Source organism: Thiomonas intermedia (genome assembly GCF_002028405.1).
GTDB lineage: Bacteria > Pseudomonadota > Gammaproteobacteria > Burkholderiales > Burkholderiaceae_C > Thiomonas > Thiomonas intermedia.
In genome coordinates this window covers 1439434-1459390 of the sequence record NZ_CP020046.1, presented here as the reverse complement: position 1 = coordinate 1459390, position 19957 = coordinate 1439434, and the positions used below count along the sequence as shown (strand labels likewise).

The following is a 19957-nucleotide window of genomic DNA, read 5'->3' as shown; positions in this document are numbered from 1 at the left end:
TTCCCATGACCCTGCCCGACGCCTCCGCCCAGCCCGTCGCGTTTCTGCGCGCCTTGTTCGACGTGGCCGTGGCCCGCGCGCAACCGCGCGACGTCATGGCGGCTTGCCTGCCGCCGCCGCCCAAGGGCCGTACTCTGGTGATCGGTGCCGGCAAGGCCAGCGGCGCCATGGTCGAGGCCCTCGATAGGCTTTGGCCGCAGGACGCGCCCGTTTCAGGTCTGGTCGTCACGCGCTACGGCTACGTGCCGCCTGCGCTTCGCGGCAGGCCGGGCCGCATCGAACTGGTCGAGACCGCCCATCCCGTGCCCGACGCCGCGGGCGAGGCGGCCGCGCGGCGCATGCTGGCGCTCACCCAGGGGCTCACCGCCGCCGAGCCGCCTCAAGGCGGGGAGAGCCCCCTCGGGGGGCAGCGAGCGCAAGCGAGCGTGGGGGGCATTCTCACCGCGGACGATCTCGTCATCTGCCTCGTCTCCGGCGGCGGTTCGGCGCTGCTGCCCCTGCCGGCCGAGGGGCTGAGCCTGGCCGACAAACAGCGCATCAACCGCGAGCTTTTGATGAGCGGCGCCACCATTGGCGAGATGAACTGCGTGCGCAAGCACCTCTCGGCGATCAAGGGCGGGCGCCTCGCCGCGGCCTGCGCCCCGGCCCAGGTGCTCACCCTGCTGATCTCCGACGTGCCGGGCGACGATCCGGACGTCATCGCCAGCGGGCCCACGGTGCCCGACCCGACCACCTGCGCGCAGGCGCTGGCCATCATCGATCGCTATGGCATCGGCATTCCCGAGAGCATCCGCGCCGGGCTGCAAAGCGGCGCGCTCGAAACGCCCAAGCCGGGCGATGCCGCATTCAACGGCAACCGGGTCGAACTCATCGCCACCCCCAGGCAGATGCTGCAAGCCGCGGCCGAGGCCTGTCGCCAGATTGGCTTGCCTGCGTACATCCTGGCCGACGACATGGAAGGCGAGTCGCGCGACATCGCCCAGGCGCACGCCGCACTGGCGCGCAGTGTGGCGCGTCACGGCACGCCCTTCGCCAAGCCCTGCGTCATTCTCTCTGGCGGCGAAACCACCGTGAGCGTGGCCAAGGGCAGCCCCCACGGCAAGGGCGGGCGCGGCACCGAGTTTCTGCTCGCCCTGGCCCTGGCTCTCGAGGGTGAGGCGGGCGTCTGGGCGCTCGCGGGCGATACCGACGGCATCGACGGCAGTGAAGACAACGCCGGGGCCTGGATTACGCCCGATACCCTCGGCCGGGCCCGTGCCGCCGGGTTGAAGCCCCGCACGTTTCTCGACGGCCACGATGCCTACAGCCTGTTCGCCGCCACGGGTGATCTGCTGGTGACCGGGCCCACCTACACCAACGTCAACGACTTCCGCGCCCTGCTGGTGCGCTGAGCGCGGCACCCTCGCCGCCGCCTTGCGGCTTGCCAGAGTGGCTGCGTGGCGCCGCGTCCATGGTGTCAAAAACCATGAAGCCATGATGGATATGCGCATAGGCTGTTTGACGACATAATGAATATGTGTAAATAAATTTCAATTATGGTCTTTGCTGAATGATCATTTTTGCAAGTTACATATAATTACAAAAAAGCATTTGTATTCCAGGGTTAGCGGCCTATATTTAAGTGCAAGGGACGACTAATCGCCGCCCTGTCGCTCCAACCTAGCCCGAGCGACTTCTTCACCCCTCGACCTCTCCCCCACATACGGATTTCGCATCCGTCTTGGCGAATTCAGTGCCTCCCATCTTCATGGCACTCGCCGGGGAAACTGTTCTCTTTTCAGAAAGGAGCATCAGCATGCTGAGTTGGGCCGTGACTTTTCTCATCATCGCCATCATCGCAGGATTCCTGGGATTTTTTGGCATCGCAGGGACGGCGGCATCCATTGCCAAAATCCTGTTCCTGATTTTCCTTGTGCTCTTCGTCGTATCCCTGATCACGGGACGCAAACGATTATGAGCTGGTCATCATGCTTTTCCGTGTCATCTGACCGACCATTATCTCGAAAGGAATTGATATGAACTGGGATCAAATCGAAGGAAACTGGAAGCAACTCAAGGGTCATGTCCGCACGCAGTGGGGCAAACTCACCGATGACGACCTGGAAGTGGTCGCTGGCAAGCGCGACAAACTCGCTGGCGTACTGCAGGAGCGCTATGGCCTCGCCAAAGAGGCGGCCGAGAAGCAGGTCAAAGACTGGGAAGATCGTCTCAAGGACGCGGATCGACCCTGACGCCTGCGGGTCGCTCATCCAGCGGCCCGGCACGGGCCGGCAGCGCGCGAGGGGATTGCTCCGCGTTGCCCTCAACACGAAAGGAAACCTCATGAATAAGAACTCGAACGTCATGCGCAAAACCCCCTTCCTGAAATCTGCCGCCGCTGGCGCGGCTGCCGTGCTGGCGCTTGCCATGCCATTGGCCCCGGCATCGCAGGCAGCTTCCAGCGGGATGTCCGCTGCCGCCGCAGGGCAGAGCGTCGACGATGCCGCCCTCACGACCAAGGTGAAGGCCGCGCTGTTGATGGACGCCAAGACCAAGTCCACCGCCATCCACGTCGAAACCCAACAAGGCGTGGTGACCTTGACCGGCCAGGTGCGCGATCTCAGCGCGCGTCGCGAGGCCGTGCATGTGGTGCAGGGGGTGAGCGGCGTGAGCCGCGTCGATGATCAACTCGTGCTCGACTCGAACGCTGGCGTGAGTGCGAGCGAAAAAGTCGCGCACGCCGCCGACAAGGCGGGGGATGCCGTGGCGGACAGTCTGATCACCGCGAAGGTGAAGGCTGCGCTGCTGGCCGCCCCCGATCTGAAATCGATGCGGATCAACGTCAGCACGCGCCAAGGCGTGGTGGTGCTGGCCGGACTGCTGCCAAGTCAGAAGCAGTTTGATGAAGCGGTCAACACGGCCGGGCATATCGACGGCGTCAAGGCGGTCAACACTCAGGCGCTCACGGTCGGCAAATCTTGAACGTTTGTGACCTGATCGGATCGATAGAAGCAGGACGCGGGCTTCGGCCCGATCCGGCCTCAAGGTGCGGGCGCAATCCCGCCACCGTTTCCTCCCCCCGCGACACACGGCGAGGACCCAACGAGAAGGAGATCATCATGCAGATCAAGCAAACAACCCGGGCGGCGGGTGCCGCCGTGGCCCTGGCCCTGTTGGTCGGCCTGGGCGGATGCGCCAATATGAGTGCGCGTGACAAAAACACCGCGATCGGCGCGGGCATCGGCGCCGTCGGCGGGGCCGTGCTCTCAGGCGGCAGCGGCATCGGCACGGCGGGCGGCGCCGCGGTGGGCGGGGTCATCGGCAATCAGATCGGCAAATAAGATGAGTCGACGAACCGCGTTCACTCGTTCACTTGAAGGGAGTCCATCATGAATCACCTCCAACGAAAACATGGCGCCTTGGCCATGCTGCTGGCGCTGAGTCTGGTCGGCGGGCTGTCGGGCTGTCAGAAGCCCGAAGGCCCTGCCGAAAAGGCGGGCAAGGCGATCGACAACGCGGCAGCCCAGGCCGGCCAGCAGGTGCAGAAGGCGGGCGAAAAGATTCAGGACACCGCCAAGGGCGACAACTGAGCGCGATGGGCCTGGCGCCAGCGCAGCGGCCTGTCTGCTGTGCCTGAGCGCCTGGCGCCTGGCGCAAGACACTCCGATCCCACCCTCATGCCGCCCATGCCATCCCCCTCTGACGATCCTCTGCGTCCGCCGCCGCCCCGCCGCATCGGCTGGATGGTCGCTGTGCTGCTGATCCTGGCGCTGCTCGCGCTGGGCTATGTCGAGCGCGATCGTCTGCCCCCGTGGGCGAGCGCCTGGATGGACCCTACCAAGGTGAGCCCCGAGGCGGCCTCCGCACCGCAGGCGTCGATCCCGCCCGTTGCGGCCAGCAGCGCTCCCTCGCCAGTGGCTTCGGCGGCCTCCGCGCCCTTGCGTCTGCCCGCAAGCACCGCATCGCTGCCCGAGCTGCGCGACAGCGATACCCTGGCCCTGCGCGAACTCGGCGGGCTGGTCGGCAAGCCGGGCCTGGCGTGGCTGGTGCCGGGTCATCTCATCGTGCACCTGGTCGCCACGGTGGACAACCTGACCCGGCAGACCGTGCCGATGCAGGTCTGGCCGGTGCGCCCCCTGCCTGGCGCGCTGCGCGTCACGGGGCAGGGGAGCGAACTGGCGCTGGCGCCGGACAACGCGCGCCGCTATGCCCCTTACGTACGCATCCTGACCGGCATCGAAGCGCCAAGCGCGGTCGAGGTTTACCTGCGTCTAGCCCCGCTTTGCCAGCAGGCCTGGCGCGAGCTGGGCCATCCCCACAGCGCCTTCAACGACCGTTTGCTCGCTGTCATCGCCAGCTTGCTGCAGGCCCCGGAGCCGCAGGCGCCGGTGCTGCTGCGCCAGCCCAATGTGCCTGGCGGCGAACGCGCGGCTCAAGGGGTTCTTTACACCTACGCCGACCCGGCCCACGAATCGGCGCCAGCAGGCCAGAAGATCCTCATGCGCATGGGGCTGGACAACGAGCGCGCCGTCAAGGCCTGGCTGCGCCAGTTCCGTCAGGCGCTGCTGGCGAAGATGGAGCCCGCCGCAGCGTCTGCGCCGTGATCGAACCGGGTTTCAGTTGTCGCACACCTGACGCCACCGCGTCAGAAACGCCGTACCCGCCGCGCCGAGCGGCGGGCGCACGGTGTCGGACATCATCCCCTGTTCGGCCAGCGCCGCCTTGACCGGCCCTGGATTGGGTTCGCTGAACAAGGCACGGATGCAGGGCGCCAGCGATGCGAAAAGGTCGCGCGCCAGCGACAGGCGGTCCTCGCACAGGGCGCGGTACAGCGCCACGAAGCGCGGGGTATGCAGATGGGCGCTGGCGACAATGGCGCCGCTGGCTCCCAGGCAGAGCGCATTGAACAGTTGCAGATCTTCGCCAGCCAGCACCTGCAACCTTCCGTCGGCCAGCACGGCCAGCGTCTTTTCGAGGTCGCCGCCACAGTCCTTCACGGCCCGGATGTGCGGGTGCTCCGCCAGCGACAGCAGCGTGTCGGCGTGGATCGGCACGCCAGTCCGGTAGGGAATGTCGTAAACGATCAGCGGATGGATGCTGACATCGGCCAATTCCAGGAAATGCCGCCGGATGCCGTCCTGTCCCGGACGCACGTAATAGGGCGCGGGGACGAGCAAGCCCGCCAGCGGCAGCGTGCCCAGGTGTCGCGCACGCGCATGCAGCGTCGGCCTGTGGTTGCCCGACAGCCCGGCCACCACAGGCGTGCTGCTGGCCGCGTCCAACACGGTGGCGAGCACCGCATCCTGCTCCTGCAGATCGAGTGCCGCGGGCTCGCCTGTCGTGCCCAGAGCGACAAAGCCGGAAACACCCGCTTCCCGAAGGCGCGCCACCAGTTGTCGCAGGGCGTGGTGATCGACGGCGTGGCCGTCAGGCGTGAAGGGGGTGACCAGGGGCACCCAGATACCCGTGAATCCAGAAGACATGCGATTTCTCCAAAGCATGACCGAGAAGAACCGATCAGATCGCAGGTTGGAGAAGGAGTGCCGCCTGTCCGCCGTCCCGTCGATCTGACGGAACAGCGCTCCGGTCAGATGAGCGGCTGTTTTTGGGATTTGGGTTGGGATGCGCAGACCGCATCTCGCACGCATCGGGTGGCGAAAGCGGAGGGCAGGGTGGAGGCGGGTTGGCGCATCGCAACAGTCTATAGTGACTCAACAAGATTGCGCAAAAGCATCAGGCGTGCAATCTCACGGCGTGGCCTTTCGAGTGACGCGAATTGAACGTGATTTGATGGAACCAGTCATTTCACGACAGCATCGCTTCCAGTAGCCAGGCTCCAGCAGGCCCTAGCGGTTGGCGCCTGGAACAAACCGCATCAACCACGATGTTCCGGGGCCAGGCCTGCAGCCTGAGTTCGTATAGCGAGTCTCTTCCAAATCGTTCGACCAGCCATCGTGGCAAGGCCGCCCAGCCAAAGCCACGTTGGGCCATTTCCATCAACATCAAATAACTGGGAGCAGACCAGGAGCGGCCATGTGACAAAGACGTTTGCGCTCCAAGCACTGTGGAGAGCCGTAGCTCGCGATATTGCAAAAGCATGTCGGCCTGGATCCACTTTTGTTCAGCAAGCGGATGTGATCTGGCGACATATAAGGCGATCTCGGTTTGTTCCGGCACTGGCCTGGCGCAGATGTCGGCCGGGTAGCTCTGTTGCTGCTCAACAAAGCCGATTTGGGCACGCCCGCTTTGGATCAAGGTCACGAGGTCGTCACATTCCGCGATCAGGCATTCCAGTTCGGTCTCGGGAAAGCGTTCTCCAAAGGAGTTCAGAGCCTCCTCGAATCGATCCGACTGGTAGGTGTCTGATAGCGCCACGCTCAATCGTGGCTCATGGCCAGAGACAAAAGTGTTGGCAGCTTGGCCCAAGCGGCTGTAAGCCCTTAGCACATCTTCCGCGTGACGCAACATGGCTTCGCCCTGTTGCGTCAGCGTTGGCTTGCGGCCGCTCCGGTCGAACAACACCAAGCCGAAATCAATCTCCAGATTGGCAATCGCCGTACTAATGGTTGATTGACCTTTGCCCAGCTTGAGTGCCGCAGCAGAGAAGGAACCCAGCTTTGCCGCCTCGGCAAAAGCGAGCAGGGCTTCGGAACTAGGGAACATGATCTATCAATTTATACGATACTAAGTAACTATGAAGTATCGATAAATGTGGGGATGATGGCAAGCATTTTCCTTGAGTCCTTTTTGATCGCTTGCCATGCCCGACAAATCACCTCATGAACGCGTGCTTCAAGCGATTGGATTTGAAGTTTTGGCCATCCTCCTCAGCACGCCGCTGTTCGCATGGGTGATGGGCACCCCGTGGCTGCAAATGGGTGTGCTCACCGTGGCAAACAGTCTCATCGCGGTCGTATGGAATGTGATCTTCAATGCGACATTTGACCGCTATGCAAATCGGCATGCGCTGCATTTGGGCTGGGTTTGGCGTGTTGCGCATGCTGCGCTCTTCGAGGGGGGCTGTTCTTGATCACAGTGCCCTTGGCGGCGTTGTGGCTGGGCATCAGTCTCGTTGCTGCCGTCATGCTCGACATAGGCCTGCTGCTGTTCTTCTTGCCTTATACGTACATCTATCACTGGGCCTATGACAGTGTGCGTGCTTCAGTCACGAGATCGCGATGTGAATTCTGAAGTCTCACCCTGAAAGGGGTGCGTTCGAGAGTGGCGTAACCGTTGCCAATTTCAAGAAATTGCGCAGCGGCGGGGTGTCGTCGTCCCGGCGCCAGGCCAGCAGCACGTCGGTCGTGACGTTCTCGTCATGCAGGTGGAGATAGGTGACGAAGGGCAACTGGGCGCGCTGCATCGAGGCGGCCACGATGCCCACGCCCAGCCCGGCCGAGATCAGGCCGATGAGGGTGGGCATTTCGTGCACTTCCTGCGCGATGCGCGGGGCGAAGCCGGCCTGGGCGCACAGCGCCAGGGTCTGCTCTCGCAGGCCCGAGCCGAGGCGGGCGCTGTAGAGGACGAAAGGCTGGTCCCGCAGGTCGGCCAGGCTCACTGCGGGCTGCGTGGCCAGGGGGTGATCGCTATGGACGGCGGCCAGCAACGGCTCGCGCTGCACCACCAGGGTGGCGAGGCGGGCGTCGTGCATCAGCGTCGTGGGGCGGATGAAGCCGAGGTCGATACGGTGGGCCAGCAGATCGTCAATCTGGGCTTGCGAGGGCTGCTCGCGCAGATCGAGCGTCACCTGCGGCCAGGCGGCGCGGTAGTCGCGCAGCAGACGCGGCATGACGTCGGTGAAGGGCATGGAGCCGGCGAAACCCACGGTGAGCCGTCCAGCGTCGCCCCGGCCGACGCGGCGTGTCTGCGTCATCGCGTGTTCGACGGCGTCGAGGATGGCGCGCGCCAGCGGCAGCAGGGCGTCTCCCGCGGCCGTGCGCTGCACGCCGCCGCGCCCACGGGTGAACAGCGGCACGCCGAGCTCGGCTTCGAGCGCCTGGATCTGCTGACTCAACGGGGGCTGCGAGACGTGCAGGCGCTGCGCGGCCCGGGAGAAATGGCGTTCCTCGGCAACGGCGACGAAGTAGCGCAGGTGGCGCAAGTCCATATCGAAATCAAATCAAAGTTTCAGAAAATGATATTTCACATATGGAAACGCCGACCGTAAGCTGTGGTCAACGGGCCCTCGCAGCCCGGCTCCCGTCATGTCCACCACCACCTTGTCCCCGTCGCTTCACGATGCCGCAGGCCCGCCCGAATGGCTGCGCCGTGCCGCCGTGACGGCGGCGGGCATGTGCGCGTTTTTCACCATGTACGTCACGCAGGGCCTGCTGCCCAGCCTGCAGGCCGTGTTCCACGCCAGTGTGGCCGAGCTCAGCCTGACGATCACCGTCACCACGCTGGCGGTGGCGGTGGCGGCGCCGTTCTCGGGCATCGCCGCGGACCGTTTCGGCCGCAAGCGGGTGCTGCTGGTGTCGCTCGCGGGGCTGGGGCTGTCCACCTTGCTGGCGGCGACGAGCCATTCCCTGCATGGATTGCTGGTGTGGCGGGCCATCGAAGGTCTGTGCATCCCCGGCGTGTTCACGGCCACGGTGGCCTATATCAGCGAGGAATGGCAGCCCGCCGACGTGCCGGCGGTGACCGCGCTCTACATCTCGGGCTCGGTGGCCGGGGGTTTCTGCGGCCGCTTCATCGCGGGCATGGTGACTGCGCACGCCGGCTGGCAGGCGGCCTTCGTGGTGCTGGGGGCGATCAATCTGCTGTTTCTGGTGCTGATCGCCCGGGGCCTGCCCGCCTCGCGTCGGTTTGCGGCCAACCACGGCGGCCTGCGCGTGGCGCTGTCCGGGTTTGCCTTGCATCTGCGCAACCCCGGCCTGTTGGGCACTTATGCCATCGGCTTCGGCATTCTGTTCTCTCAGGTTTGCACTTTCACCTACGTGAGCTTTCACCTGGCGGCGGCGCCCTATCACTTCAACCTCAAGGACCTGAGCCTACTGTTCACCGTGTATCTGGTGGGCATGATCGCCACCCCGCTGGCGGGCAAACTGGCGTGGACCTTCGGCAAGCGCCGCGTGTTCATGGCCGCGGTGGTTTTGGGCAGCGGAGGCATGGTGCTGACCCTGTTCAGCCCGGTCTGGGCCATTGTGCTCGGGCTGATGCTCAGCTCGGGCGGCGTGTTCATCGCGCAGTCGATGGCGACGGCGCAGGTGCCGGTCCTCGCGGGCCAGGCCCGCTCATCGGCCGTCGGTCTGTACGTGCTGTGCTACTACGTTGGCGGCAGCGTTGGGGCCTTTGGCCCGGCCTGGCTCTGGGCCCATGCGGGCTGGGCGGGGTGCGTGGCCCTGGTGCTGGTCGCGCAACTGGTCATCGGGGTCGTGGCATGGAAGGTCTGGGCTACACCAGCCGCGCGATGACGTAGGCCAGGAAGGACAGGAGCAGGCTTGATCCGAAGGGGAAGATCCACTCCCGGCCGAACAGGCGGATGGTGAAATCCAGCGGCATGCGGCCGATGCCGAAGCGGCGCAGATGCGGCAGCAGCGCTGAAAACACGATGGACGCGAGGATGAAAATGATCAGCCAGCGCACGTTGGGCCTACAAGGTGTGGGTGCGGTCGCCGCGGGCGAAGCCGCGCAGGGCGTGGGCGTTCACTCCGCGGCCCAGGGCGATGACCTTGAACAGTTCGCCCATTTCGCTCTCGCCCAACAGCTTGTTGACGGCGGCGGTCTGCCGCAGGTAATGCGAGCCGCCGGACGCGGCCGTGGTGGCGCATAGGGCGGCGGTGCTGCTCGGGGCCACGGGTTCGGGGCCGGCGGCCAGCGCGTCGGCAACCCGGTCGAGCAGTCCGCAGTTCATCAGGAAATGGGCCTGGTTGGTGTAGCCGAGCACGTCGAGCCCGGCTTCTTGCGCGGTCAGCGCGAGGGCGGTGAAGTCGATGTGGGCGGTGAGGTCGGCCAGGCCGGGCCACAGCAGCACGTCGTCGAGCACGCGGTGGCGGTAGTGCGCCTGCAGTGTGCCCATGTGGCGCTGCGGGTGGTAGTACTCGTGCTGGGGGAAGCCGTAGTCGATGAACAGCGCGATGCCGCGCGAGAGCCGGTCGGCCAGGGTGCGCACGAAGCCCAGGGCCTGGGGGTGGATCTCGGTCACGGCGCCGATGGGCAGCGCCTGCGCTTCGGGCGCGGGGGGCAGCAGGGTGGTCGCGCGGTCGGCGAAGACCAGGTCGTCGCCCTCTTGCGCCACGCCGCGTTCCATCCAGCCGTTGGCGTGCTTGTGCAGCAGCTTCACGGGCATCGCATCGAGCACTTCATTGCCGATGACGACAGCCTCGAAGGCTTCGGGCAGGGCCGGCCACCACTGCACGCGCTCAAACAGGTGGGGCACGGCGTGGCGCAAGGTGTCCATCTGGCGATGTTTGAGCGCGCCCGAGACTTCCACAATGGCGTATTGCCGCGGGGCGCAGCCCAGTTGATCGAGTTCGCCCAGCACCTGGGCGGCGAGCCGGCCCGAGCCCGCGCCGAACTCCACCACGGTGTGCAGTTCGTGGTGCTGCAGCACTTGCGCCACCTGAGTGGCCAGGGTGCGGCCGAACAGCGGGGAGAGTTCGGGCGCGGTGACGAAGTCGCTGTCGCTGCCGAAGTCGCCGAACTGGCCCGCCTGCCCGGTGTAATAGCCCAGCCCCGGCGCGTACAGCGCCTGCTGCATGTAGGCATCGAAAGGCAGCCAGCCGCCGCCCGCATGCAGCGCGGCCCGCAGTTGCGCCAGGAGTTGCGCGCTGCGCTCCAGCGCCAGGGGGGCGGGTGCCGGTAGACTTGTCGGCTGTTCGTTCATCTGTTCATTCTAGAAAGCATGCAGCCCAATGCCACGCCATCCCACGGTTCACGAGCCTGCGTGCTGGTGACCGGCGGTGCGCACCGGCTGGGGCGGGAAATCGTTCTGCATCTCGCGGCGCAAGGCTGGGATGTGGCGGTGCACTACCACCGCTCGGCCCAGGCCGCCGAGGCCGTTTGCGCCGAGGTGCGGACGTTGGGCGGCCGGGCGCATGCCGTGCGCGCCGATCTGTTCGAACCGGTTGCCGTTCAGGGCCTGCTGCCGCAGGCGGTGGCGGCCCTGGGGAGGATCGATGCCGTGGTGAACAACGCCGCCGAGTTCGCCTTCGACGATGCCCAGCATTTCAGCGTGCAGGCGGCGCAGCAGCATTACCAGGTCAACACCATCGCCCCGGTGCTGCTGGCGCAGGCGCTGCATGCGCATCTGCGTGCGCGAGAAGCGCAGGGCTGCGTGGTCAATCTGCTCGACCAGAAGCTGAGCAACCCCGATCCCGACTATCTCTCCTACACCTTGTCGAAGGCGGCGCTGCAGGCCGCGACGGTGGCGTTGGCCCAGGCGCTGGCGCCCACGCTGAGGGTGGTGGGGGTGGCGCCCGGCCTGATGCTGCCTTCAGGGCCGATGACCGAAGATGAATTCACCCGTGTGCACAGCCGCACCCCGCTGCAGCGCGGTAGTACGCCGCAAGACGTGGCCCAGGCCGTGCTTTTCGCACTGCAGGCCCGCGCCATGACGGGCACCACGCTGCTGGTCGATGGCGGTCAGCATCTGGCAGGCACCGGGCGCGATGTGTTGTTCGCCGTGCGCGAGCAGGCCAGCCCTTCAATTTAGGAATCCCATCATGTTCAGCGCCCTGTCGCACCCCGCCCTTCGCGCCTGCCGCCGCCTGTTCTTGCAGAACTACGAGGTCAACATCAACATCGGCGTGCACGACTTCGAGAAACGCGCCGAGCAGCGCGTGCTCATCAATGTCGATCTGTTCATTCCGCTGGCCATGTCCACGCCGCAGCAGGACAAGCTCGACGAAGTGGTCGACTACGACTTCATGCGCAGCGTCATCGCCACGCGCATTGCCCGCGGCCACATTCATCTGCAGGAGACCCTGTGCGACGACGTGGCGCGCATCATGCTCGAACATCCGCGCGTGAAAGCCGTGCGCGTGTCGACCGAAAAGCCCGATGTCTATCCCGATTGCGAGAGTGTGGGCGTCGAAGTGTTCCATGTGAAGGATTTGCAGCCATGATTCCCGCAGAAGCCGCTGCCACCTACCGCTCGGCGCACAAGGGCCAGTTCGAGGACAACAAGCTTTCCAAGCGGCTGCACCGCCTCATCGGGCAGGCCGTGGTCGATTTCAACATGATCGAGCAGGGCGACCGGGTGATGGTGTGCATGTCCGGCGGCAAGGACAGCTACGCCATGCTCGACATCCTGCTGAGTCTGCGCGAACGCGCGCCGATCGACTTCGACCTGGTTGCCGTCAACCTCGACCAGAAACAGCCCGGCTTTCCCGAACATGTGCTGCCCGACTATCTCAAGAGCCGCGGCGTGCCCTTTCACATCGAGGAGCAGGACACTTACTCCATCGTCAAGTCCATCATTCCCGAGGGCAAGACCACCTGCGGGCTGTGTTCGCGGCTGCGGCGCGGCATTCTGTACCGCGTCGCGGGTGAGCTCGGCGCCACCAAGATCGCGCTGGGCCATCATCGCGACGACATCCTCGAAACCTTTTTCCTCAATCTGTTCTTCGGCGGCAAGCTCAAGGGCATGCCGCCCAAGCTGGTGAGCGACGATGGACGACACGTGGTCATCCGGCCGCTGGCCTATGTCGAAGAAGCCGACCTGGAGCGCTGGGCCGAGCTGCGCGCCTTTCCGCTCATTCCCTGCACCCTGTGCGGCAGCCAGGAGAATGCGCAGCGCAAACAGGTGAAGGCGATGCTGCGGCAGTGGGAACGCGAGTCTCCGGGCCGCGCGCAGACCATGTTCAACGCGCTCACGCAGGTGGTGCCCTCGCACCTGGCTGACCGCAGCCTGTTCGATTTCGCCAGCCTGCGCGCCACGGGCGTGCCCGATCCGGCGGGCGACATCGCCTTTGATGCCGAACCCTGTGCGAGCACCGAGGAACGCCCGCGCGCACAATCGATCCAATGGTTTTGACCCGAATGGCGCATAGGGATCGCGGCGGGTCGGTTCGGGGGGATTCCGCCGATCACGCGCAGCGCCTTCTCCTCCTCCCCCACCCTGTGGGGGAGGTTGGGAGGGGCGTATGCAGATCACGCGCAGCGCCTTCTCCTCCTCCCCCACCCTGTGGGGGAGGTTGGGAGGGGGAGTCTGTCGCATGGCGTGGACCATGAACCCGTCGCCCCTTCACAATTGCGGATCAACAAGGAGAACATGCCATGCGCTTACCCGATAGCCTGACCCGCCTTTGGCATTGCGCCCGCATCGGCCTGTTGCTGGTGCCCGCACTGTTGCTCGGCGGTTGCGCCAGCCTCACCGATCTGCGCGCCACGGTCGTGACGCCCAACCCCGCGCCGCAGGCCTTGGTGGGGGCCAAGGTGCAGGTGCAGGCCGCGCCCGGCAATGCCGACAGCGCCGACGCCTACGCCCTTCAGACCGCCGTGCTCGACGCCATGACCCAGGCCGGCATGGTGCCCTTGCTGGGGGCGCCCGCACCCTACACCGCGCGCTACACCTACACCGTGCGTCTCGATCTGGAGGCCACCTACGGCCCCTCGGTCTGGCCGCCTCCGGTGCTGCTGCCCAATGGCACGGTGTATTTCCCCGGCGGATACCGCGGCTGGGGCGGGGGCATGTTCGGCTGGATGCCGCCGCCCAATTACTACGACCGCAGCCTCTCGCTGGAAATCCGCGATACCGCCACCGGCGCGCTGATCTGGCAGTCGCACGCCACGACCGGCGGCTACGAGCGCGGGCTGGCGTCCGTGGCCTTGCCGCTGGCGCAGGCCGCGCTGCGCGGCTTCCCTTCAGAGTACGGGGAACACAAGGTTCTGTTCCCGCGCTGAGTGCTGACTCCAATCTCCCCACCTGTGGGGAGAGCGTGTTCTCACCGCCTCCACGCAGTGGGGGAGGCCGGGAGTGTGACGTTCTCAGTTCAAGAACAATCTCGTCGCCGGGTTGTCGGTTTCTTCGCTGTATTGATAGCCGAGTTGCTGCAAAAAGCGGCTGAACGCGCGTTTGTCCGCCGGAGGCACCTGGATGCCGACCAGCACCCGGCCGCTGTCGCCGCCCTGATTGCGGTAGTGGAACAGGCTGATGTTCCAGTCCGGGCTCAAGGCGTCGAGGAAACGCAGCAGCGCGCCCGGGCGTTCCGGAAAATCGAAGCGCAGCAGGCGTTCGTTCTCCGCCATGCTCTGCCCCTGCGGACCGCGCGGGGCGGGGCCGCCCACCAGATGGCGCACATGCACCTTCGCCAGTTCGTTGTCGGTCAGGTCGAGCACGCCATAGCCCGAGCGCTCGAAGGTCTGCGCCATCTTCTGCGCATCGTCGCGGCCGTTCACCGTCAGGCCGACGAACACATGCGCCGCCTCCGGGCCTTTGATGCGATAGGTGAATTCGGTCACGTTGCGCGCGCCCACCAGACGGCACAGGCGACGGAAGCTGCCGGGTTTTTCGGGGATGGTCACGGCGAACAGCGCCTCGCGCGCTTCGCCCACTTCCGCGCGCTCCGCGACGAAGCGCAGGCGGTCGAAGTTCATGTTCGCCCCGCAGGTCACGGCCACGAGAGTCTCGCCCTTGAGCTTGTGCTGCGCGCAATAGGCCTTGGCGGCGGCCACCGACATGGCGCCCGAGGGCTCCAGCACGCTGCGGGTGTCTTCGAACACGTCCTTGATCGCGGCGCTCACCGCATCGGTATCGACCACGACGAAATCGTCCACCAGATCGCGCACGAGGCGGAAGGTCTCGCGCCCGACCTGCTTCACCGCGGTGCCGTCGCAGAACAGCCCCACTTCGGACAGCGTGACCCGGCGGCCCGTCTGCACGCTGCGCAGCATGGCATCGGAATCGACCGTCTGCACCCCGATCACCTTGATCTCCGGCCGCACCGCCTTGATGTAAGCGGCCACGCCCGAGATCAGCCCGCCGCCGCCGATGGCGCAGAACACCGCGTGAATCGGCGCCTGATGCTGCCGCAGGATCTCCATGGCGATCGTGCCCTGGCCCGCGATCACGTCGGGGTCGTCGAAGGGGTGAACGAAGGTCAGCCCCTGCTTGTCCTGCAGCGTGAGCGCGTGGGCATAGGCATCGCTGTAGCTCTCGCCCTGCAGCACGACGTCCACGCTGGCGCCTCCCAGGGCACGCACCGCGTCGATCTTCACCTTCGGCGTCGTGGCCGGCATCACGATCACCGCGCGGCAACCCAGCCGGTGCGCCGACAGCGCCACGCCCTGAGCATGATTCCCGGCCGACGCGCAGATCACGCCCCGCTTGCGTTCAGCCTCGGTCAACCGCGACATCTTGTTGTACGCCCCGCGCAGCTTGAAGCTGAACACCGGCTGCGTGTCCTCGCGCTTGAACAGCACCTTGTTGTGCAGACGGCGCGACAGGTTGCGCGCGGGCTCCAGCGCAGACTCGATCGCCACGTCATACACCCGTGCGTTCAAAATACGCTGCAGATAGTCGGTATGCTTCGCGGCCATTTGGATCTTCCCAGAGCAAAAGAGCCGATTCTATGAACCCTGCCCCTTGCGCCCTTCAGCCCTTGTTTCAAACCCTGCCGTGCTGATCCCCGCCGAGTGGGTGGGCGCCGCCGTGGCCTCATGGCATGCGCTGCTGCAGTCCGCCTCCGGCCCGTCCGGGCTGTACGTGCTGGCGGCGCTCAGTTTTGCCGCCGCCACGCTCATCCCCTTCAGCTCCGAAGCCGTGCTGCTCGTGGTGATCTCGGCACAGCCGCAGCACACCGCGCTGGCCGTGGTCGTGGCCACGCTCTCCAACACAGTCGGCGGCATGACCACCTATGCCCTCGGGCGCTGGGTGCGCCATTGGCAGACCCCCGACGCCTGGCGCTGGGCGCCTCAGGTGCGCCACTGGGGCGCGCCCATCACCGTGCTGGCCTGGGTGCCCGGCATAGGCGATGCCCTGGTGGTCGTGGCCGGTTGGCTGCGGATCAACGCCTGGGCCTGCGCCGGGTGGATGCTGCTCGGCCGCAGTCTGCGCTACATCGCTGTCGCCGGTCTGGCCTTGGCGCTCTAGTTGGAGACGGCGCTTCCCAACCCGTGGAGAGGGAGCCAATACGCCTCCCCCACAGCGTGGGGGAGGTTGGGAGGGGGAGTTCGTTGCGCGGCACTGTCCATGCGCCCTTCATCCTTGCCCATGCTGGAGCCATCGCGCCAGCACTTGCCACCCCCAGAAACAAGCAAAAAAATACCCGGGCGGATGAGTTGCATCGGCCCGGGTAAGAATCCACCAAAGGAGGAGGTGGAGGAGACAAAGGGTGCGTCAACTGCGACGCGTGATGCAATATTAGAGGATGCTTATGTATCTTGCATAGCCCATCCGTACATCATGGTATTGTTGAATAAGCATTCACTTATTAAACGTCTAACACATTGAAAAACAAAAGAAATAACCAACTTTGAAGCCACTCTTGTTTTCTCGCTCCCTCGCCTCAAGCCATAGAAATTGATGTGAATCAACAAAAGTCAGCGCACCCCGCCGACCGCAATGACCGACATGCCGCCCAGTAAATCGTCAGGCACCGCGCCATCTCGCGCAAAACGGGTTTGATGGCCAAGTCGGCGGCGTCTTGCGCCTGGTGAAAAACGTTGGCAACCGCATTGGACTGGGCGTCGACCATGCGCAATTCGCGCCTATCGAGCGTGACCGTCGTCATGCTGCGGCTGGTGGACGATCTGGAAAACCATCGACAATGAAGTCACCGATCAACAGGAAACCGCAAGGAGACACATCAATGCAATGCACCGTGCAATGGGAGGGCAGCGACGGCATGGCCTTCACCGCCCACACCGAAACCGGCCACACCCTGCGCATGGACGGCGCCCCAGCCAGCGCACCCGGCGAGCCCGGCGGCCACAACCTCGCCCCGCGTCCGATGGAGACGGTACTCGTGGGCACGGGGGGCTGTACGGCCTACGACGTGGTGTTTATTTTGAAAAAGGCCCGGCAAGATGTACGCGGCTGTACGGTCCGTCTTGACGCGGAGCGAGCCACGGCGGACCCGAAGGTATTCACCCGCATTCACATGCATTTCGTCGTGACAGGGGTGAATCTGCGCGAAGACATGGTGCGCAGAGCCGTCGAGCTGTCGCATACCAAATACTGCTCAGCCAGCGCCATGCTTGAAAAGACGGCGGTGATGACTTTCGATATCGAAATCAAATCAAGTGAAATATAAGTCGTAACGCATGTTGTTTCCTGGCAACATCCTGTCATAAAACTGACCGCATACATCCTCTAGTTCTTGCCATGCCGGGGGGGCAATGCTGCAATGCAAACAGCTCCCTCCTTGGAGTTGATGTGGCAGGCGACGGAAGTTCACAACCGTCCCCCCTTCGCTGAGGTCTAACCGACTACGGCACCCCCGCGTTATTTCGACAATCCTCTGGAGTATTTCCACATGAAAAAATCACTGATTGCCCTGGCGGTTTTCAGCGCCTTCTCTGGCGCAGCTTTCGCTGCAGACAGCGTTCAACTCTACGGTACCTTGGACATGGGCGTCACCCGCTACAGCAACGGTAGCGCTGACAGCCTGACCAATATGACCAGCGGCGTGCTCAATGGCACCAAATTTGGCGTGAAGGGCACGGAAGATCTGGGCGGCGGCCTCACGGCTGGCTTCCAGGCTGAAACGGGCTTCTGCTCCCAAGGCGGCGGTACTGGCTATGGTTCAACCACTCCTGCTGGCAACCAGTATTGCACGGGCGGTGGCTTCATGGGCCGCACTTCGATGGTCAACTTGTCCGGTGGGTTTGGTACCGTGGCCGCTGGCCGTATGTACTCTTTCACCGACAATTCCATCGGTACGGTTGACCCCACTGCAAACAGCCTGCTCGGCTATTCCGGCCAGCTGATCCCCGCGGACAGCATTAGCCGTATCAGCCAGATGATCGCGTACATGTCGCCCACGTTGCTGGGCGGCCTGACTCTTAACGCTGGCTATGCCTTCGGCGATGGCACGGGCCTGACCACCAAGACCACTGGCGCTTACAACCTGAATGCCACCTACGCTGCAGGCCCGATCGTTGCTGGTCTCGACTACCAGCGTCTGAACGTTGACACCGCTACATCTTCCGGCGCTGCTGCAATCAAGAACACCATGTTGTTCGGCAGCTACGATTTCGGCGTGGTCAAGGTCGGTGGTCTGTTCGCCAGAAACAAGCCTGATGCGTCCACGCTGCTTGACGAAACGGATTCCTGGATGCTGGGCGTGTCCGCCCCCATCGGCGCAGGCTCCCTGCAGCTCGCCTACACACAGCTGAAGGACAAGACGACTGAAGCCAACGGTGCCAACGTCTGGAACTTGGGCTATGTGTACGCGATGTCCAAGCGTACCCAGCTGTATGCTAACTACGCTCGTCTGTCCAACAAGTCTGCTGCCATGTACACCATCTCTGGCGCCATGGGTGTGTCGGCACCCACCCCGACCACGGGTGGTTTCAACTCCAGCGGCTTCGCCGTGGGTATCAGCCACAGCTTCTAATCGCTGGTGTGCTTGGCGGACGGGCACGCTCGTCTGCATTGGCCCAAACCCCTGCCTCTCTTAGAGGGGCAGGGGTTTTTTCATGGCCATCCTTGTTGCCCGAGCGCAACAATTCGGTGCGGTCCTGCCTCCAATTGGCGCATCAGGGTTTGCCTGGTCACACAAGAGTGGTGCAATACATGAAGCTCCTTTCCCGAAATGGAGTTGGCGCCTGGAGTGGGATGTCAGTATGAACCCCAAGCAAGGCGTGGCGGCTTCCCTTCAAGAGCCGCATTGACCAACGATCTACTGGAGATGCACATATGAAAAAATCACTCATTGCCCTGGCTGTGCTCGGTACTTTCGGCATGGGCGCTGCCCAAGCTGCTGACACCGTTCAGCTGTACGGCATCATCGACCTGGGCGTGGCCCACTTCAACAACGACGGCGCAGGCAACGTGACCAAGCTCGGCACGGGTGGTCAATCCGGCTCGCGGATCGGCCTCAAGGGCTCCGAGGATCTGGGTGGCGGCCTGACTGCGATCTTCCAAGCAGAGACCGGCTTCTGCGCCAACGGCGGCAGCTCGGCTTCTGCTACCGGCGGCTCTACTACCACGACTGGTAACCAATACTGCACCGGCGGCGGCTTCATGGGCCGTACCAGCATGGTGGGCTTGAAGGGTAGCTTCGGTACGGTGGCTGCTGGCCGCATGTACACGCTGGACTTCAACGACCAAGCTGCTGTCGATCCGTTCGGCTATGGCCTGATGGGCAATATCGCCAACATCGGGACTATCGGCTCACCGGCCCGCGCCAGCCAGATGGTGGCCTACATGTCGCCGAGCTTCGGAGGCTTCAACTTCGCCGCTGGCTATGTGTTTGGTGACGGTCTTACTGGCCTGACGACGGCGACGACGACCCAAACGACGGGCGCATATAACCTGCATGCCGGTTACAACAACGGCCCGTTGATGGTTGGCCTGGACTATCTGCGCGTCAACAACAGCAATGGCGATGCCACTGTCAAGCACACCATGCTGGTCGGCACCTATGACCTGGGCGTGGCGAAACTGGCTGCTATGTACGCACAGAACAAGCCGAATGCCAACGCTGCTGGTGCGACGGTTAACACCAACCAGCAAGCCTGGATGCTGGGCGGCACCATTCCCGTGGGCCCGGGCGCCGTTCTGGTGTCTTACACCCAAACCAAGAACAAGAGCGTTTCTGCGAGCACTAGCAAGCAAATCGCTCTGGGTTACACGTACTCGCTGTCCAAGCGTACCAACCTGTACGCGTCGTATGCCCGCATCACCAACGATGCCAATGCCAATGCAATCGTGAACGACAGCACGGGCAACAACGATGCGCCGATGGGCCCCAATGGTCTTACCTCCACGGGTTTTGACTTCGGCATCCGTCACCAGTTCTGATCAGCGCAAGCTGTTTAGAGTCTGTTTTGAAAGCCGCCTTCGGGCGGCTTTTTTATGGGATTTATCTGG

The 19957-nt window shown here is 64.2% G+C and carries 25 protein-coding genes; 18 read left to right on the top strand and 7 right to left on the bottom strand.

Features of this window, described 5'->3' with window-relative positions; all coding sequences use genetic code 11:
* Nucleotides 1–5: 5 nt before the first annotated feature.
* The 7 genes from BVH73_RS06865 to BVH73_RS06835 all read left to right on the top strand — a co-directional run bounded on the left by BVH73_RS06865 (nt 6) and on the right by BVH73_RS06835 (nt 4583).
* Nucleotides 6–1391: a glycerate kinase type-2 family protein gene (locus tag BVH73_RS06865; RefSeq protein WP_079417313.1), complete on the top strand. Its 1386-nt coding sequence runs from the start codon at nt 6–8 to the stop codon at nt 1389–1391.
* Between the two features lie 404 nt (nt 1392–1795).
* Entirely contained in the window at nt 1796–1957 is a 162-nt protein-coding gene (locus BVH73_RS06860; protein ID WP_079417311.1) for a DUF1328 domain-containing protein, read from the top strand.
* Between the two features lie 58 nt (nt 1958–2015).
* Nucleotides 2016–2231: a CsbD family protein gene (locus tag BVH73_RS06855; protein WP_079417309.1), complete on the top strand. Its 216-nt coding sequence runs from the start codon at nt 2016–2018 to the stop codon at nt 2229–2231.
* 91 nt (nt 2232–2322) lie between these two features.
* Complete coding sequence (locus tag BVH73_RS06850) at nt 2323–2961, top strand: BON domain-containing protein (RefSeq protein ID WP_169836762.1); 639 nt, start codon at nt 2323–2325, stop codon at nt 2959–2961.
* Nucleotides 2962–3098: 137 nt separating this feature from the next.
* Nucleotides 3099–3320 carry a glycine zipper 2TM domain-containing protein gene (locus BVH73_RS06845; protein ID WP_079417306.1) on the top strand — a complete coding sequence of 74 codons (222 nt, stop codon included), beginning with the start codon at nt 3099–3101 and terminating at the stop codon, nt 3318–3320.
* Between the two features lie 48 nt (nt 3321–3368).
* On the top strand, nt 3369–3569 hold the full coding sequence (locus tag BVH73_RS06840) for a hypothetical protein (RefSeq protein WP_079417304.1): 201 nt from the start codon (nt 3369–3371) through the stop codon (nt 3567–3569).
* 96 nt (nt 3570–3665) lie between these two features.
* Entirely contained in the window at nt 3666–4583 is a 918-nt protein-coding gene (locus BVH73_RS06835; RefSeq protein ID WP_079420410.1) for a DUF3014 domain-containing protein, read from the top strand.
* Between the two features lie 12 nt (nt 4584–4595).
* Here the strand turns inward: BVH73_RS06835 and dapA are convergent, their stop codons facing one another.
* Nucleotides 4596–5462 carry a 4-hydroxy-tetrahydrodipicolinate synthase gene (gene dapA, locus BVH73_RS06830; RefSeq protein WP_079417302.1) on the bottom strand — a complete coding sequence of 289 codons (867 nt, stop codon included), beginning with the start codon at nt 5460–5462 and terminating at the stop codon, nt 4596–4598.
* A 322-nt stretch (nt 5463–5784) separates the two neighbouring features.
* Nucleotides 5785–6642: a LysR family transcriptional regulator gene (locus BVH73_RS06825; RefSeq protein WP_079417300.1), complete on the bottom strand. Its 858-nt coding sequence runs from the start codon at nt 6640–6642 to the stop codon at nt 5785–5787.
* Between the two features lie 97 nt (nt 6643–6739).
* On the opposite strand from BVH73_RS06825, the gene BVH73_RS16135 reads away from it, so the two are divergent.
* Together BVH73_RS16135 and BVH73_RS16130 are read left to right on the top strand one after the other, a co-directional pair.
* The gene (locus tag BVH73_RS16135) at nt 6740–7009 is read left to right on the top strand and encodes a PACE efflux transporter (RefSeq protein ID WP_342746333.1); all 270 of its coding nucleotides are present in this window, start codon (nt 6740–6742) and stop codon (nt 7007–7009) included.
* Nucleotides 7010–7014: 5 nt separating this feature from the next.
* Complete coding sequence (locus BVH73_RS16130) at nt 7015–7170, top strand: chlorhexidine efflux transporter (protein WP_342746335.1); 156 nt, start codon at nt 7015–7017, stop codon at nt 7168–7170.
* A gap of 4 nt (nt 7171–7174) precedes the next feature.
* On the opposite strand, the gene BVH73_RS06815 is transcribed toward BVH73_RS16130, so the two are convergent.
* On the bottom strand, nt 7175–8086 hold the full coding sequence (locus BVH73_RS06815) for a LysR substrate-binding domain-containing protein (protein WP_079417298.1): 912 nt from the start codon (nt 8084–8086) through the stop codon (nt 7175–7177).
* 97 nt (nt 8087–8183) lie between these two features.
* Here BVH73_RS06815 and BVH73_RS06810 point away from each other — a divergent pair, with 97 nt between their 5' ends.
* Complete coding sequence (locus tag BVH73_RS06810; RefSeq protein ID WP_079417296.1) at nt 8184–9392, top strand: MFS transporter; 1209 nt, start codon at nt 8184–8186, stop codon at nt 9390–9392.
* Here BVH73_RS06810 and BVH73_RS06805 read toward each other — a convergent pair.
* Together BVH73_RS06805 and BVH73_RS06800 are read right to left on the bottom strand one after the other, a co-directional pair.
* Nucleotides 9373–9564, bottom strand: a complete 192-nt coding sequence (locus BVH73_RS06805) for a DUF2905 domain-containing protein (protein WP_079417294.1) — start codon at nt 9562–9564, stop codon at nt 9373–9375. The two genes, BVH73_RS06810 and BVH73_RS06805, sit on opposite strands and share 20 nt — an antisense overlap.
* 7 nt (nt 9565–9571) lie before the next feature.
* The gene (locus BVH73_RS06800; RefSeq protein ID WP_079417292.1) at nt 9572–10804 is read right to left on the bottom strand and encodes a class I SAM-dependent methyltransferase; all 1233 of its coding nucleotides are present in this window, start codon (nt 10802–10804) and stop codon (nt 9572–9574) included.
* 18 nt (nt 10805–10822) lie between these two features.
* Here BVH73_RS06800 and BVH73_RS06795 point away from each other — a divergent pair, with 18 nt between their 5' ends.
* The 4 genes from BVH73_RS06795 (at nt 10823) to BVH73_RS06780 (ending at nt 13824) form a co-directional block, all read left to right on the top strand.
* A complete protein-coding gene (locus tag BVH73_RS06795; RefSeq protein WP_079417290.1) occupies nt 10823–11632 on the top strand; it encodes an SDR family oxidoreductase in 810 nt (269 codons plus the stop codon).
* 10 nt (nt 11633–11642) lie between these two features.
* Nucleotides 11643–12044, top strand: coding sequence for a dihydroneopterin aldolase (locus tag BVH73_RS06790; protein WP_079417288.1), 402 nt, complete (start codon nt 11643–11645; stop codon nt 12042–12044).
* Entirely contained in the window at nt 12041–12955 is a 915-nt protein-coding gene (gene ttcA, locus BVH73_RS06785) for a tRNA 2-thiocytidine(32) synthetase TtcA (RefSeq protein ID WP_154048444.1), read from the top strand. The genes BVH73_RS06790 and ttcA overlap by 4 nt, the downstream gene beginning before the upstream one ends.
* A gap of 242 nt (nt 12956–13197) precedes the next feature.
* Nucleotides 13198–13824, top strand: coding sequence for a DUF4136 domain-containing protein (locus tag BVH73_RS06780; protein WP_079417283.1), 627 nt, complete (start codon nt 13198–13200; stop codon nt 13822–13824).
* Between the two features lie 84 nt (nt 13825–13908).
* Here the strand turns inward: BVH73_RS06780 and ilvA are convergent, their stop codons facing one another.
* On the bottom strand, nt 13909–15459 hold the full coding sequence (gene ilvA / locus BVH73_RS06775; protein ID WP_079417281.1) for a threonine ammonia-lyase, biosynthetic: 1551 nt from the start codon (nt 15457–15459) through the stop codon (nt 13909–13911).
* A 79-nt stretch (nt 15460–15538) separates the two neighbouring features.
* Here ilvA and BVH73_RS06770 point away from each other — a divergent pair, with 79 nt between their 5' ends.
* Nucleotides 15539–16012: a YqaA family protein gene (locus BVH73_RS06770; RefSeq protein ID WP_245800447.1), complete on the top strand. Its 474-nt coding sequence runs from the start codon at nt 15539–15541 to the stop codon at nt 16010–16012.
* Between the two features lie 439 nt (nt 16013–16451).
* Here BVH73_RS06770 and BVH73_RS15720 read toward each other — a convergent pair whose 3' ends face one another.
* Complete coding sequence (locus tag BVH73_RS15720) at nt 16452–16652, bottom strand: hypothetical protein (protein WP_154048443.1); 201 nt, start codon at nt 16650–16652, stop codon at nt 16452–16454.
* A 78-nt stretch (nt 16653–16730) separates the two neighbouring features.
* Between BVH73_RS15720 and BVH73_RS06765 the strand changes: the two genes are divergently transcribed.
* The 3 genes from BVH73_RS06765 (at nt 16731) to BVH73_RS06755 (ending at nt 19888) form a co-directional block, all read left to right on the top strand.
* Nucleotides 16731–17174, top strand: coding sequence for an OsmC family protein (locus BVH73_RS06765; protein ID WP_079417277.1), 444 nt, complete (start codon nt 16731–16733; stop codon nt 17172–17174).
* Between the two features lie 222 nt (nt 17175–17396).
* Nucleotides 17397–18479 carry a porin gene (locus tag BVH73_RS06760; protein ID WP_079417275.1) on the top strand — a complete coding sequence of 361 codons (1083 nt, stop codon included), beginning with the start codon at nt 17397–17399 and terminating at the stop codon, nt 18477–18479.
* A gap of 302 nt (nt 18480–18781) precedes the next feature.
* Nucleotides 18782–19888, top strand: coding sequence for a porin (locus BVH73_RS06755; RefSeq protein ID WP_079417273.1), 1107 nt, complete (start codon nt 18782–18784; stop codon nt 19886–19888).
* The last annotated feature ends 69 nt before the right edge of the window (nt 19889–19957 follow it).

Excerpts from the sequence above, each read along its gene's own strand:
- BVH73_RS06865 (WP_079417313.1), top strand. The coding sequence starts at position 6 with ATGACCCTGCCCGACGCCTCCGCCCAGCCCGTCGCGTTTCTGCGCGCC.
- BVH73_RS06860 (WP_079417311.1), top strand. The coding sequence starts at position 1,796 with ATGCTGAGTTGGGCCGTGACTTTTCTCATCATCGCCATCATCGCAGGA.
- BVH73_RS06855 (WP_079417309.1), top strand. The coding sequence starts at position 2,016 with ATGAACTGGGATCAAATCGAAGGAAACTGGAAGCAACTCAAGGGTCAT.
- BVH73_RS06850 (WP_169836762.1), top strand. The coding sequence starts at position 2,323 with ATGAATAAGAACTCGAACGTCATGCGCAAAACCCCCTTCCTGAAATCT.
- BVH73_RS06845 (WP_079417306.1), top strand. The coding sequence starts at position 3,099 with ATGCAGATCAAGCAAACAACCCGGGCGGCGGGTGCCGCCGTGGCCCTG.
- BVH73_RS06840 (WP_079417304.1), top strand. The coding sequence starts at position 3,369 with ATGAATCACCTCCAACGAAAACATGGCGCCTTGGCCATGCTGCTGGCG.
- BVH73_RS06835 (WP_079420410.1), top strand. The coding sequence starts at position 3,666 with ATGCCATCCCCCTCTGACGATCCTCTGCGTCCGCCGCCGCCCCGCCGC.
- dapA (WP_079417302.1), bottom strand. The coding sequence starts at position 5,462 with ATGTCTTCTGGATTCACGGGTATCTGGGTGCCCCTGGTCACCCCCTTC.
- BVH73_RS06825 (WP_079417300.1), bottom strand. The coding sequence starts at position 6,642 with ATGTTCCCTAGTTCCGAAGCCCTGCTCGCTTTTGCCGAGGCGGCAAAG.
- BVH73_RS16135 (WP_342746333.1), top strand. The coding sequence starts at position 6,740 with ATGCCCGACAAATCACCTCATGAACGCGTGCTTCAAGCGATTGGATTT.
- BVH73_RS06815 (WP_079417298.1), bottom strand. The coding sequence starts at position 8,086 with ATGGACTTGCGCCACCTGCGCTACTTCGTCGCCGTTGCCGAGGAACGC.
- BVH73_RS06810 (WP_079417296.1), top strand. The coding sequence starts at position 8,184 with ATGTCCACCACCACCTTGTCCCCGTCGCTTCACGATGCCGCAGGCCCG.
- BVH73_RS06800 (WP_079417292.1), bottom strand. The coding sequence starts at position 10,804 with ATGAACGAACAGCCGACAAGTCTACCGGCACCCGCCCCCCTGGCGCTG.
- BVH73_RS06795 (WP_079417290.1), top strand. The coding sequence starts at position 10,823 with ATGCAGCCCAATGCCACGCCATCCCACGGTTCACGAGCCTGCGTGCTG.
- BVH73_RS06790 (WP_079417288.1), top strand. The coding sequence starts at position 11,643 with ATGTTCAGCGCCCTGTCGCACCCCGCCCTTCGCGCCTGCCGCCGCCTG.
- ttcA (WP_154048444.1), top strand. The coding sequence starts at position 12,041 with ATGATTCCCGCAGAAGCCGCTGCCACCTACCGCTCGGCGCACAAGGGC.
- BVH73_RS06780 (WP_079417283.1), top strand. The coding sequence starts at position 13,198 with ATGCGCTTACCCGATAGCCTGACCCGCCTTTGGCATTGCGCCCGCATC.
- ilvA (WP_079417281.1), bottom strand. The coding sequence starts at position 15,459 with ATGGCCGCGAAGCATACCGACTATCTGCAGCGTATTTTGAACGCACGG.
- BVH73_RS15720 (WP_154048443.1), bottom strand. The coding sequence starts at position 16,652 with ATGACGACGGTCACGCTCGATAGGCGCGAATTGCGCATGGTCGACGCC.
- BVH73_RS06765 (WP_079417277.1), top strand. The coding sequence starts at position 16,731 with ATGCAATGCACCGTGCAATGGGAGGGCAGCGACGGCATGGCCTTCACC.
- BVH73_RS06760 (WP_079417275.1), top strand. The coding sequence starts at position 17,397 with ATGAAAAAATCACTGATTGCCCTGGCGGTTTTCAGCGCCTTCTCTGGC.
- BVH73_RS06755 (WP_079417273.1), top strand. The coding sequence starts at position 18,782 with ATGAAAAAATCACTCATTGCCCTGGCTGTGCTCGGTACTTTCGGCATG.